This window comes from Agaribacillus sp. DX54, from assembly GCF_056858335.1.
Window position 1 is genome coordinate 23,899 of record NZ_JBXEQE010000019.1, and the last position, 14,207, is coordinate 38,105.

The 14,207-nt window shown below is 42.3% G+C and carries 8 protein-coding genes; 7 read left to right on the top strand and 1 reads right to left on the bottom strand.

Annotated elements, in window-relative coordinates; translation table 11 throughout:
• Positions 1-87 precede the first annotated feature (87 nt).
• Positions 88-741, bottom strand: coding sequence for a DUF547 domain-containing protein (locus tag AC04NP_RS18870; protein WP_482861486.1), 654 nt, complete (start codon positions 739-741; stop codon positions 88-90).
• 648 nt (positions 742-1,389) lie between these two features.
• Between AC04NP_RS18870 and AC04NP_RS18875 the strand changes: the two genes are divergently transcribed.
• The 7 genes from AC04NP_RS18875 to AC04NP_RS18905 all read left to right on the top strand — a co-directional run bounded on the left by AC04NP_RS18875 (position 1,390) and on the right by AC04NP_RS18905 (position 14,025).
• A complete protein-coding gene (locus AC04NP_RS18875; protein ID WP_482861487.1) occupies positions 1,390-3,318 on the top strand; it encodes a monovalent cation:proton antiporter family protein in 1,929 nt (642 codons plus the stop codon).
• A 36-nt stretch (positions 3,319-3,354) separates the two neighbouring features.
• Positions 3,355-4,908: a glycine--tRNA ligase gene (locus AC04NP_RS18880; protein ID WP_482861488.1), complete on the top strand. Its 1,554-nt coding sequence runs from the start codon at positions 3,355-3,357 to the stop codon at positions 4,906-4,908.
• A 125-nt stretch (positions 4,909-5,033) separates the two neighbouring features.
• Positions 5,034-5,816 carry a zinc-dependent peptidase gene (locus tag AC04NP_RS18885; RefSeq protein WP_482861489.1) on the top strand — a complete coding sequence of 261 codons (783 nt, stop codon included), beginning with the start codon at positions 5,034-5,036 and terminating at the stop codon, positions 5,814-5,816.
• A 60-nt stretch (positions 5,817-5,876) separates the two neighbouring features.
• Complete coding sequence (gene dgt, locus AC04NP_RS18890; RefSeq protein ID WP_482861490.1) at positions 5,877-7,250, top strand: dGTP triphosphohydrolase; 1,374 nt, start codon at positions 5,877-5,879, stop codon at positions 7,248-7,250.
• A gap of 201 nt (positions 7,251-7,451) precedes the next feature.
• Entirely contained in the window at positions 7,452-9,902 is a 2,451-nt protein-coding gene (locus tag AC04NP_RS18895; protein ID WP_482861491.1) for an efflux RND transporter permease subunit, read from the top strand.
• Positions 9,903-10,064: 162 nt separating this feature from the next.
• Positions 10,065-13,367, top strand: a complete 3,303-nt coding sequence (ileS, locus tag AC04NP_RS18900; protein WP_482861492.1) for an isoleucine--tRNA ligase — start codon at positions 10,065-10,067, stop codon at positions 13,365-13,367.
• A 22-nt stretch (positions 13,368-13,389) separates the two neighbouring features.
• Complete coding sequence (locus AC04NP_RS18905) at positions 13,390-14,025, top strand: lipoprotein signal peptidase (RefSeq protein ID WP_482861493.1); 636 nt, start codon at positions 13,390-13,392, stop codon at positions 14,023-14,025.
• Positions 14,026-14,207: the final 182 nt, after the last annotated feature.

A 14,207-nucleotide genomic window follows, 5' to 3' on the forward strand; every position in this document is an offset into this window, starting at 1 on the left:
TCTTCGATTACAGCATGATTCAAGGCCATACGGTAACCAATGGCCCATAGCCCTGAGTCCTGCCTGATCTATTTCAGGCAGGAAACATTAATCCTGCCCGTTGAGATCCCAGTTGTAATCCAGGTGTTTTATATTGGCATCCGGACTGATTTTAACGCTGGCATATTGATTCAAATAATCGATCAGGTTTCCTTTTTTGGTAAAGTCACCTTTAAACCATTTGAATATTTTAGAGATTTTGATCTTATTTTCCGAGAGCTGATTTCTTATCGGATCATTGATAAATGCTACCGCCTGTTCCTGTAATTGCTGTTCCAGCCTGGAGGCCCGGTAGGCCTCATTTCTTAATTTCGGGCATGAATAGGAAGCACATACAATGGCAAAATGAATTCTTGGCTCCTCAAATTTTACCCTTAAGATTTTATGCTCAATTTCATCGAGGCTTGTTTCTACACCGCCTATTTTAAAAAATTTTTTATGCCAAACCGTATTCACACCGGGAATATAAAAGGCAGGATGAAGGTCTGTAATACTCTTCAGGGGATAATTTTCCAATATCAATGCTATGGTGAAGGCATTATAGGCATTGATCCAATAAGCCAATTGCTCCTCAGCCGTCCGGAGACTATCGTCAGGGGGATTGTTACTTAATATTTCCAGGTAAGTTTTTAACCCTTCGCGGTCTTTTTGCCATCCCTTGTAATCGACCCACCCCTCATCGGAAACATACTTTTTAAGCATTTGGTCCCATAATTTGTGGTCTGCGGCCGTGTTTTTTGATTCGGGGGGGTTGTAAGAACTACAACCGTTCATGGAAAACAGACACAATATCGATATACTGAAATATTTTATCTTCGTGTTCATTGTGACATTATAAAGACTTAAAGGTTTTTTTCAATTAATTAAAAAATGTGTTGATAAGTTCCGGGTTATGCGTGAAAATCATAAAACTTTGTATCAATAAAGCCGGGGATTGTGTTCAATATTTTCAATTCAATTTATTCTGATTTACGATTCAACTGGAAATAATATTATTTAACATTCCGGTCACTAAAATGTAAAAATAGATTACATATTATTGATTTTCAATATTTTATATTTAAATCTGTGGTGTGTCCTTCCTATTAATTATGTAATTATTTAAGGTTTGTCAATAAAAATATTTATATTGACTATCCACGTGCAATAGGGAGTCTTTTTAATCGGGCACATTGACTGTGTCATTTGGCCTATGAAGTTTGAAGAAAAGCCGAAAAAAGGATTATGAGGGGTTAGCTGCGCATGGCGCGAAAATTAAAAATTAAATCATCTCACAGGTCTGATTATGTGAAAAAAGATGAATAACTTACCAGGTTTTTGATAAAGTTTCTTTTGCACTACTGTATGCGTATGGAGAATTACTGGCAACTTTTATTTTTTGTAGGTGGATTTTTTGTTGTAACCGTAGCCTCCTTAAGGATGTCCCGCATTTTTTTAAAATTCAGGTTACCCCTGATTACCGGGATGCTTTTCATGGGTATTGCCTGCGGACCGTTTTTTATGAACCTGATTACCAAAGAATCAGTCAGAAATCTTGGATTTATTAATGACTTTTCGTTGGCCTACATTGCTTTTGCCGCAGGTTCGGAATTGTATATGAAGGAATTACGACACCGATTCAAAAGCATTATCTGGATGACCTTTGGGCAATTGGTGGTGACTTTTGTCCTGGGGGGGCTCGGCGTTTATTTTTTAGCGTCAAACATTCCGTTTATGCAGGATATGCCGGTACAAAGCCAGATGGCTGTAGCGCTCCTGGCTGCTACTATCTTTGTGGCCCGGTCACCATCATCTGCGATTGCTGTCATCAACGAAATGCGGGCGAAAGGGCCGTTTACACAAACCGCCCTGGGTGTAACCGTCTTAAAAGATGTTTTGGTGATTGTGTTATTTGCTATTTGTTTTGCATTTGGCGATGCCTTCATTACCGGTGAAGAGCTGAAGCTTGGATTTATCCTGCTTTTGTTAGTGGAGTTATCCGTTTCATTTGGAATGGGTTTCCTGATAGGAAGACTGCTGACAACAATTTTGTCGCTTCAGGCAGAGCCGGCTGCCAAAACCATTTTGATATTGTTTACCGGATATGGCGTATATCTGGTAGCGCATTATGTTAAAGACATCAGCACACAATATTTGCCATTTGAAGTATATCTTGAGCCGCTGGTCATTTGTATCATTGGGAGCTTCATTGTAACCAATTTTACGGCCTTTCGCCTGGAGTTTTCGAAAATTCTTAACAGGATAAGCCACCTTGTCTATTCGGCATTTTTTATTCTCGCCGGTGCTTCGCTGTCTGTGGATATACTGGCTCATGTATGGGAAATTGCCCTGGCTTTGTTTGCCATCAGGTTAATTGCTATGGTGATAGCCTCTTTTGTAGGGGGCACCCTGGGCGGGGATCCCTTCAGCTTTAACAGGATTGCCTGGATGCCTTATGTCACCCAGGCCGGAGTGAGTCTGGGATTGGTTACAATCATCTCATCCAAATATCCTGGCTGGGGCCCTGAATTTGCCACTATTATGATTGCTGTAATTGTATTGAACCAGATAGTTGGCCCCCCGTTGTTTAAATGGTCTATCGACAAAATCGGAGAGGGGCATCGACGGGCAGGTAATCAGGAATTCGACGGGATAAGGGATGCCATTATATTTGGGCTGGAAAACAAATCCATTACCCTTGCCAGACAATTAAAACAACATGGATGGGAGGTAAAAATTGCTACCAAGAAAAAAGATCTGAATGATTTGGGAGTCACCGATCTGGATATTCATTATATTCCTGACAAGGTCGATGAGAATACGCTGGAAGAGCTGGATGCAAAATTATCAGAAGCCATAGTGTTGTTACTGACAGATGAGGAAAACTACGAGATTTGTGAACTGATATATGAAAAGATCGGAACAAGGGATGTGGTGGTACGTTTGAATGATCGTGGTAATTTTGACCGTTTTCACGAATTAGGCGCCAAAGTCGTTGACCCGTCCACTGCTATAGTCAATCTGCTGTTTGACTTTGTCAGGTCACCCCAGGCCACCTCATTGCTACTGGGTATGGAAAAAGACCAGGGAACCATCGATCTGGAGGTACTGGATCCTGATCTGCATGGGGTAGCACTCCGCGATTTGCGCCTGCCAGCGGATGTAATCATTCTTTCCGTAACCCGGGGCGGCCATATGATTATCTCTCATGGCTATACCAGGTTGCGGTTGGGCGACATTGTTTCTCTGGTCGGCTCCAACGAAAGCCTGGAAAATGTAACCGTTAGATTCGATAAATAATATTCTTTTTCAAACAGACAAGTTATATTTGCGGCTATGGCAAACAATGATAAAGAAAACATGCTAAAAAAAATCATCTCCCATGCAAAGGAGTATGGTTTTGTTTTTCCTTCCAGTGAGATTTATGATGGCCTGGGTGCTGTGTATGATTATGGTCAAAATGGTGTGGGCCTGAAAAACAATATCAAGGAATACTGGTGGAAATCGATGGTACAGTTGCATGAAAACATTGTTGGCATAGACGCTGCCATTTTTATGCATCCCACCACCTGGAAAGCATCAGGCCACGTAGATGCTTTCAACGACCCGCTCATCGATAATAAGGATTCAAAAAAAAGATACCGTGCAGATGTGTTGATTGAAGAGCATATCGCCAAAATCGAGCAGAAAATCAAAAAAGAAATAGCCAAGGCCGCCAAACGTTTCGGAGACAGCTTTGATGAAAATCAATTCAGAAGTACCAATCCCAGGGTGTTGCAATACCAGGAAAACATCGATGCCATCAATCAGAGGTTTAAGACAGGCATGGGTAATGAAGATTTTGCCGATCTTAAAGCATTGATTGAAGAATTGGGTATTGCCGACCCGGTGTCCGGGTCAAAAAACTGGACGGATGTACGCCAGTTTAACCTGATGTTTGCCACTGAGCTCGGATCGGTCGCAGAGGGAGCCAGCAAAATATACCTCAGGCCAGAGACGGCCCAGGGGATATTTGTAAATTTTTTGAATGTACAAAAAACCGGCCGGATGAAAATTCCTTTTGGCATTGCCCAGATAGGAAAGGCTTTCAGAAATGAAATTATCGCCAGGCAATTTATCTTCCGGATGCGGGAGTTCGAGCAGATGGAAATGCAGTTTTTTGTTAAACCGGGCGAAGAACTGACCTGGTACGAATCCTGGAAAGAAAAGAGGCTGGAATGGCACCTCGCACTGGGCCTCGATCCGGCGAATTTTCGATTCCACGACCACCTTAATCTGGCTCATTACGCCAATGCTGCCTGCGATATTGAATTTAATTTCCCCATGGGTTTTAAAGAACTGGAAGGTATCCATTCCAGAACCGATTTCGACCTGAAAGCCCACGAAGAATACTCCGGGAAAAAGTTACAGTTCTTTGACCCCCAGGAAAACAAACGTTACGTTCCCTATGTGATTGAAACCTCCATTGGTTTGGATCGTATGTTTCTGGCGGTGCTCTCTTCGACCTACACGGAGGAGGTGCTTGAAGATGGCAGCGAAAGAACAGTGCTTAAACTTCCACCCGTACTGGCTCCCGTAAAAGTGGCTATCCTGCCACTGGTCAATAAAGACGGACTACCCGAAAAATCCAGGGAAATCCTGGACCTCCTGAAGTATGATTTCAATTGCCAATACGATTTCAAAGATGCCATTGGCCGAAGATACCGCAGACAAGATGCCATAGGTACACCGCTTTGTGTTACCGTAGATTCGCAAACCATGGTCGACGATACGGTAACGCTAAGGCATCGTGACTCTATGGAGCAGGAAAGGGTGGCTATTGCAGCATTGCATGCCAAAATTGGCGGGCTGGTAACTTTCAGTAAGACATTTCAGCGATTACACGTGTAATCAGGCCCTTAATGATTTAATCTTTCCATTAATACTACATTCAAAAAAAAAATCGAGGTTCAGGGGGTTATCTTTTCGGCCTGAAAGGTATACATATTATCGGGTTAATTATATCTGTTTGAGACTTGTTAGCATATATTTCAGTAATCGCCCCTATATTTATCCTTTTGGCGCTGTCGGTAAGCATTGCCAGAGACATCTTTTATTTCATGCGCCCCATGCCCGGTGAATACCGCAAAATCCTGGAAGATTATTTTGTTTATTATCAAAGGCTGAGTCCTGAAAAGAAACTTGATTTTGAGAAAAGGGTCAATCGCTTCATACGTCTCAAGCACTTCATCCCAAGAAATCTGGAAAAGGTTTCGGATGAAATGAAGGTATTGATTTCTGCATCGGCTGTACAGCTTACCTTCGGCTTGCACGAAATTTATCTTACCCATTTCAACAGGATTTTAATTTATCCCAACTCCTACTACTCCACTGTCAACCGCCGCTATCACAAGGGAGAAGTTAATCCAAGATGGGGAACCATTGCCCTGTCATGGAAAGACTTTCTGGAGGGCTTCGAACAACCTACGAGTGCTATCAACCTTGGATTGCACGAGATGGCCCATGCCTTGCATTTGGAAGATAAAATTGTTAACAGGAACCGTAGTTTTCTGAATGAAAAACTTTTGGATGCCTACAAGAGATTGTCGTATCAGATCATAGAAAAAATCAGAAACGGAGAGGACAATTTTTTCAGAAAATATGCCGGCCATAATGAAGAGGAGTTTTTCGCAGTTTCCGTAGAAACTTTTTTTGAGAAACCGGAGGAGTTTCTCGCACATCACCCGAGGTTGTATCATACAATGGCGGGATTGTTGCAACAAGATCCGCTGGAGGTGTATATGAGTGTGGCGGCTTAGGTAAATAAAAATGCAAATTTTATTTTCATTTTTATTTTCATTTTTACTTTAATTTATCCAATGAATTGGTTCGAGTTACTTTCCCCACACCGGTTTGGCCAAAAAAGTAAGGCATCGGGTAAAGGAAATGAATTAAGAAGTGCATTTGAACAGGATTTTGACAGGATTTTGTTTTCGCATCCTTTTCGAAGGTTGCAGGACAAAACCCAGGTATTTCCTTTGCCTGAGCATGATTTTGTTCATACGCGGCTTACCCACAGCCTGGAGGTTTCGAGTGTAGGTAAAAGCCTGGGGCGAAAGGCGGGGGAAATAATCCTTGGCAGGCATCCGGAATTGTCGGGACATGCGCTAAGCCGGTTTGATTTCGGGGCGATAGCGGCGGCGGCTTCACTGGCCCACGATTTGGGCAATCCCCCTTTTGGCCATTCCGGTGAAGATGCCATCAGCGATTTTTTTAGAAATAATCCTCAGGCCGGTCAGTTCCGGGCTAAAGTCGATGAAAAACAATGGGCCGACCTCTGTAATTTCGAAGGAAATGCACAAGGTTTCAGAATTCTAAACAAAGGATCTTATCAGGGACTCAGCCTTACTATGGCTACTTTGGCCACTTTCACCAAATACCCCAGGGAATCACTTATTCAAAAGCCTGATAAATATCGGAAAAGCCATAAGAAGTATGGATTTTTTCAGGCTGAGAAACACCTCTTTGAACAACTGGCCAATGAGGTGGGACTAGTGCGTGATAGTCAGGAGGATCTGGTCTGGTGCAGGCACCCCATGGCCTTTTTAGTAGAGGCAGCCGATGATATATGTTATAGTATTATAGACCTTGAGGACGGGTGTCGCCTGGGCCTGGTAACCTATGAGGAGACAAAAGAACTCCTTGCCTGCATCCTGGGTCCAAAGTTCGATGAAGCAAAACTTAACCGCATCGATAATGTCAATGAGCGGATCAGCCTGTTAAGGGCCATTTCAATTGGTATTCTTATCGATCAGTGTATCGAGATCTTTGAAGCCAACGAAACCACCATGTTGTCAGGAAGCTTTGACCAGGCATTAACCGATCTGATACCTGCCCGGAAAACACTGGAAGAAATCTCCCGTTTATCCATCCGATGTATTTACCGGGCCAGAGTCGTTATGGAAACTGAAGCCGCTGGTTTCGAGGTGATCAACGGTTTGCTGGAAAGATTTTTACCCGCATCTTTCAGATTTCAGTTTGAACCATCGCAATGTACCAGCCGGGATAAAAGTATTGTCAGACTTTTGCCCAAAGAGATCTTTCAATTGCCCCCGGACCAAAACAATCAGGAATACACCCTGATCATGAATATGATCGATTTTGTTTCGGGAATGACGGATTCTTTTGCGATAAGTCTTTACCGGAAAATAAAAGGTATTACTTTACCATCTGGTTTTCCAACTAATTTTTAGGATGTAGCAAATAATTTGTGGGTATTTGCTATCTTTAATTCCAATGGGAATAGCATTGACAAAACATTTGTCGTTATAGAATTGTTACTTCTGGCAAAATTATTGTTGATTCATATCATACGTATTAACACTTACATTAATTAACAAAAATAGCCCTTCTTTAAAGATGAAAAATGATTACATTTGTGCCCTTGCTTGAAAATGTGGACTCAGATCGCGCATATCATCATTAAATACAGGCTGTACCTTCTCATCCTTCTAGCGCTGGTTACGGCCTTTATGGCTATTAAATCCAGGGAAATAGAGTGGTCTTTTGACTTTGCCAAAACTGTGCCCGAACACGACCCCGACATGGTTTACTTTGAGCAATTCAAGCAAACCTTCGGTGAAGACGGAAATATTTTTGCCATCGGAATATTGGATAGTGCGATCTATCGACTGCAAAATTTTGAACGTTTTAAGTACCTGAACGATGAGCTGGCTTCCTTACCGGGCGTTAACAATGTTTTGTCACTCCCACGGATACAATATTTAACCAGAAACAAGGCTGAGAGAAAATTTGACATTCAGCCATTTTTTGACCCTTTTCCTGAAGACCAGGAGTCCCTGGATAGCCTGCTCAACAAGGCCAGCGACCTGAAGTATTACAGTGGACAGATTGTTAACCAGGATAACGGCGCTACAATCATACTGGTTGCTATCAACAGGGATGTACTTAATTCGGAGAAAAGGCAGGTTCTTGTACAGGATGTGGTAGACCTGGGAGATGCCTTTACGGAGTTTACAGGAATCGAATTACATTATGCCGGGCTTCCGTTTGTTCGATCCACGGTTGCCGGCAAGGTCAGGCAGGAGCTAAATATGTTTTTAGTCTTGTCTGTAGTGGTGACCGGCTGCATCATGTTGTTGTTCTTCAGATCATGGGATGCGGTGGTTTTTCCTTTAATCATCATCGGGGTAATGGTGATTTGCTCGATGGGAACCATTGCGCTTCTTGGTTATAAGATCACCCTGTTGACGGGACTGATTCCACCCATTATCGTGGTCATCGGTATCCCAAACAGTATTTATTTACTGAATAAATATCACCAGGAGTACAGTGTTCATGGCAACAAGATGAAAGCATTAAGCCGGGTGGTAAGAAAAATAGGGCTGGTAACGCTGATTACAAACTTTACTACAGCCATCGGCTTTATTGTGCTGGCTTTTACAGATATAAAAATACTGAGGGAGTTTGGAATTGTGGCGGGTATAAACATCTTTGCGACCTACTTTGTAAGTATCATTTTAATACCGGCGGTTTTTTCATATTTACCCCCTCCCAGTAAACGTCAGTTAAAACACCTGGGCTTTAAACCCCTCGATTCAATCCTGAGTTTGCTAGACTGGCTTGTACATAACTACCGGTCACTTGTATATATAGTCACTACCATTATTGTGGGCATTTCATTGTATGGTTTATATAAACTCGATTCAGTATCATATTTGGTCGATGATATTCCCGAGGAAAGTAAAATAAAGAAAGACCTGGTATTTTTTGAAGAAAATTTTAGTGGGATTATGCCTATGGAGGTGGTAGTAGACACCGGCAAAAAGAAGGGCGTCATGCGATTAAAGAATTTGAGGAAAGTAGCAGAATTAGAGGAGTTTCTGGGCAATTTGGATGATATTTCCAACCCGGTTTCCATCGTTAGTTTTGTGAAAGCTTCTAAACAGGCATATTACAACAACAATCCCAAATTTTATCAGTTACCCAATAATCAGGAGCGCAGTTTTATCTTTTCGTATTTAAATGATGAAACCGATAATTCAGGCCTTCTGGATTCTTTTGTGGATTCCACCGGACAAAAAATGCGGGTTTCTTTAAAAGTGGCAGACATTGGCTCTCAGAAAATGGATTCGCTGGTGGATCATGTCATTCAACCTAAAATTGATGAAATTTTTTCTGACTCAACGACCCAAGTAACTGTAACCGGGACTACACCTTTGTTTATAAAGGGAAACCGGTTTTTAATAGAAAATCTCAGGGCGAGCTTATTTCTGGCGTTCCTTATTATCGCTGTGATCATGAGTATATTATTCAGGAATTTCAGAATCATTATCATTTCGCTGATTCCGAACATGATACCATTAATTATAACCGGTGGACTTATGGGTTATTTTGATATTCCACTTAAACCGAGCACTGCCTTAATTTTCTGCATAGCTTTCGGCATTTCTGTGGATGACTCTATCCATTTTCTGGCAAAATACCGGCAGGAACTGTTTTCCAACAACTTTTTTGTTCCCATCGCTATTACCAAAAGTATCCGGGAGACCGGTGCCAGCATGATTTATACCTCTATCGTACTTTTTGCAGGTTTTGTTATTTTTTCAGGGTCTGATTTCGGCGGCACCATTGCGCTGGGAGTTTTAACCTCTACCACCTTGCTTATTGCCATGTTTACTAATCTCACGGTTCTTCCCGCATTACTCTTAACCTTCGATGACGGAAAACGTAAAAAAGATACTCATCCGTTGATTGAACAGTATGAAAAGTTTTACCAGGAGGATGAGGATGAGGAAATTGACTTATCACTGATTCGTGTAGGTGCCAGCAATGGAAGTGCCTCTGTAAAACAACTGCAAGATACCGAAAAGGGTGAAGCCTAAATCTATTTTGGAATTTACGTATACAGAATATGGGTGAAACGGGCTAATTATTTGTGATTTCTTCTGTAAATTTGCGCCTTCGTCTTTTGGTTGATTCTCGCTGATCAGTCAAAAAAAATCTTTATCATTACGCTGGTATCAAAAAGGAAAACATCAAATATCGTGAAATATAAAGAATATAAAGCTATCGACCTGGCAGGTATGGCAGAAGAGGTGCTTTCGGAATGGAAGAAAAGGGACATCTTCAATAAATCCATAGAAAGCAGGGAGGGCGGTGAAACTTTTACCTTTTATGAAGGTCCGCCATCGGCCAATGGTACACCTGGCATTCACCATGTAATGGCGAGAACCCTTAAGGATGTATTTTGCCGATATAAAACGCTCAAGGGATATCAGGTAAAAAGGAAGGGCGGATGGGACACACATGGCTTGCCGGTTGAAATCAAGGTAGAAAAGGAACTGGGAATTACCAAGGATGATATCGGTAAAAAAATAACGATCGAAGAATACAATCAAAGGTGCAGGGAAGCCGTCATGAAGTTCAAGGACGAGTGGGATGACCTGACGGAAAAAATTGGCTATTGGGTGGATTTGGATAATCCTTATCTCACCTTTGACAAGGACTATATGGAGTCATTATGGTATTTGCTGAAAAAATTTTACGACAAAGGTCTGCTTTACAAGGGCTATACCATACAGCCATATTCCCCGGCAGCGGGCACCGGGTTGAGCTCACATGAGTTGAATCAGCCCGGGTGCTACAAGATGGTGAAGGACACCTCGATTACTGCCCAGTTTAAAATCAAAAATACTGAAAATGATTACTTTCTGGCCTGGACCACCACGCCCTGGACACTTCCGGCCAACAGCGCACTGGCAATCGGTAAGAACATAGCGTATGTCAAGGTTCAAACCTTCAATCCGTATACCTACAAACCAGTGAACGTAATTCTGGCCAAAGAGAGAATGAAGGCGTATTTCAGCGAAAAAACCAAAGGTTTAAGTATCGAAGATTACCAGCCTGGCGATAAATTGATTCCCTACAAGGTAGTGGAAAGTTATACTGGCGCTGATCTGGAAGGGATGGTCTATGAGCAACTGTTGCCTTATGTTCCTTTACCACATCCTGCCTTCACGGTGGTAATCGGTGATTATGTTACCACCGAAGATGGTACAGGTATCGTGCACATCTCCAAAACTTTTGGTGCGGATGATTTTCGAACCTGTGAGCAACACGGAATCCCCGGGGTGATGGTTAAGGATGAGCTGGGTAATTATGTGCCGATCGTGGATAAAAAAGGCAGATTTGTCAAAGAAATCACTGATTTTGCCGGCATGTATGTCAAAAATTATGAAGGAAAGCACGAATCGGATCCGGAATACAAATCCACCGATGTATTAATCGCCATTAAGCTGAAAGAAGAGAACAAGGCTTTTAAAGTTGAGAAGTATGAGCACTCGTATCCGCATTGCTGGCGTACAGATAAACCAGTGCTTTACTACCCGTTGGATTCCTGGTTTATCAAAACCACCGCTTACAAGGATCGATTGGTAAACCTCAACAAAACTATCAACTGGAAACCGGTCTCCACAGGAACCGGAAGGTTTGGTAATTGGTTGGAAAACCTGGTGGACTGGAACCTGAGCCGTTCAAGGTTTTGGGGTACCCCTTTACCTATCTGGCGGACAAAAGATCAAAAAGAGGAAAAGTGTATCGGATCGATCAAAGCGTTAAAAACCGAGGTGGAGAAGTCCATCCGTGCCGGATTTATGGATCAGCCAATCGGTGACGATTTTGATTTACACCGGCCTTATGTCGATAACATTGTATTAGTAAGTGAATCAGGCCAGGAAATGTATCGTGAAGAGGCCCTGATTGACGTATGGTTTGATTCCGGAGCCATGCCCTACGCACAATGGCATTATCCTTTTGAAAATGAAGAAATATTTCAACAAAACTTCCCTGCCGACTATATAACCGAAGGAGTAGATCAGACTCGTGGTTGGTTTTTTACCTTACATGCCATCGCAGGGATGCTGTTTGATAATGTAGCTTTTAAAAATGTCATAGCCAATGGCCTGGTGCTGGACAAACATGGCAACAAAATGTCCAAACGTTTAAATAACACGGTTGACCCGTTTAAAACCTTGGAAGCATTTGGTCCGGATGCCACGCGATGGTATATGATTGCCAATGCCAACCCCTGGGACAACCTGAAGTTTAACAAGGAAGGTATCAAAGAAGTGCAGCGGAGGTTTTTTGGAACCCTGCACAATACCTATTCATTTTTTGCCTTGTATGCAAATTTAGACCAGTTTACTTTTGCAGAAGAGGAAATTCCATTGGCCCGTAGGCCTGAAAGCGACAGGTGGATTATTTCCAGGCTCAACAGTCTGATACTGATGGTCGATGATTGCCTGGAGGCCTACGAACCTACCAAGGCCTGCAGGGCTATTCAGGATTTTGTCATCGATGATTTGAGCAACTGGTATGTGAGGCTCAACCGGAAACGATTCTGGGTGGGGGATTACACGGAGGATAAACAGGCGGCTTATCAAACGCTGTATACCTGTCTCATAACTGTGGCAAAACTCGGCAGCCCTATGGCACCATTTTATATGGAAAGGTTATTTTTGGATTTGAATAATACCAGCGGCCAGGAACAATTGGAATCAGTGCACTTAGGCTATTTTCCCCAAACCGAGAGTGCATTTATTGACATTACGCTGGAAGAAAAAATGAAATTGTCCCAGAACATATCCTCTCTGGTTCATTCTTTGCGGAAAAAAGAAAAAATCAAAGTGCGGCAACCGTTGGCCAAGGTTTTGATTCCTGTACTGGATCCCGAGGTAAAAGAAATGATCCATGAGGTGGAGGATCTGATAAAGACTGAAGTCAATGTGAAAAAGGTTGAATACATAGATGATACCGCTGGTGTGATTGTAAAGAAAATAAAACCTAATTTCAGGGAACTCGGCCAGAAATACGGGGCCAGAGTAAAACATATTGCTGACGCTATCAAAGAATTCGGGCAAGAAGAAATCGGTGTGCTGGAGAAAGGTAGCCCGCTGGAAATTCATGTGGATGATGAAACGATCTACGTTGACATCGATGATGTAGAGATCATGTCGGAAGATATTCCTGGCTGGCTTGTTGCAAGTGACGGAGGGCTGACAGTGGCCCTGGATGTCCACATTACCGAAGATTTAAAAAAAGAGGGTATCGCCAGGGATTTGGTTAACAGGGTACAGAATTTGCGAAAAGATATGGGATTAGCAGTTCAGGATAAAATAATGATAAGCATTGCGAAAAACGAAGCATTGATTAATGATGCATTGCTCGTTAATAAAGAATATATTTGTCGTGAAACGCAGGCGCTTAGTCTTGATATCAAAGAAGACCTGGTTGATGGAAAACTTCTGGAAATGGATGAGTTAAAACTGCTGGTGAAGATCGATGTTTAATTTTTAGGTAAATAGAGTCAAAGTGAAATACTATAAATATTATTTGCTGAGTTTAGTGGTTATAATTCTTGACCAGGTTGTCAAACTAATAGTTCATTTTAATATGGAGCTGGGGGAGGAGATTGTCGTGTTTGGTGACTGGTTTAAGATTCACTATACCGAAAACCCGGGCATGGCCTTCGGCATCCAGATTGAATGGGAGTATGGTAAGTTTCTGCTTACCTTTTTCAGGCTATTTGCCATGATTGCTATTGGTTACTACGTTCTTGTCCTGGCCAGGAAACAGGTTCACCAGGGGCTTATATGGTGTGTTGCACTGATCCTGGCGGGTGCCATTGGCAATGTTATCGACAGTACGTTCTATGGGGTACTTCTTAACAACGCTCCCGCCGATGCCACCACACCTTGGTTTCATGGTAAAGTTGTCGATATGTTTTACCTCGATATATGGTCGGGCTATGTGGCCGAGTGGGTACCGGTCTGGGGAGGTAAACACTTGTTTTTATGGCCTATTTTCAATATTGCGGATGCTTCTATTTTTATTGGCGTAGCCATTATCCTGCTCATGCAAAAGAGGTTTTTTGCCGAAGACCAGAAACAACCGGCCGAACCGGCAAAAGACGAGTCGATAGAAACGGAAGTAAAAACAGCCGACTAAAACAAAGGGGTTATAACCACTTGAACCCCTGCTTTAACTATTTATATTTACCTGTTTGACAGTCAATCAGCTAATTGCCTCAACACTCTTGCTTTCTCAATTTAATGCAAAAAAATGTTGAAAAAGTTCCTTTTTAGCCGGCTTTTTGGCTATATTTAAGGTTAAGAAATTTTTGAACTACC

What these genes read in the sequence shown, in the direction of transcription:
- AC04NP_RS18870 (WP_482861486.1), bottom strand. Translation starts at nt 741, where the DNA reads ATGCTTAAAAAGTATGTTTCCGATGAGGGGTGGGTCGATTACAAGGGA.
- AC04NP_RS18875 (WP_482861487.1), top strand. Translation starts at nt 1,390, where the DNA reads ATGGAGAATTACTGGCAACTTTTATTTTTTGTAGGTGGATTTTTTGTT.
- AC04NP_RS18880 (WP_482861488.1), top strand. Translation starts at nt 3,355, where the DNA reads ATGGCAAACAATGATAAAGAAAACATGCTAAAAAAAATCATCTCCCAT.
- dgt (WP_482861490.1), top strand. Translation starts at nt 5,877, where the DNA reads ATGAATTGGTTCGAGTTACTTTCCCCACACCGGTTTGGCCAAAAAAGT.
- AC04NP_RS18895 (WP_482861491.1), top strand. Translation starts at nt 7,452, where the DNA reads ATGTGGACTCAGATCGCGCATATCATCATTAAATACAGGCTGTACCTT.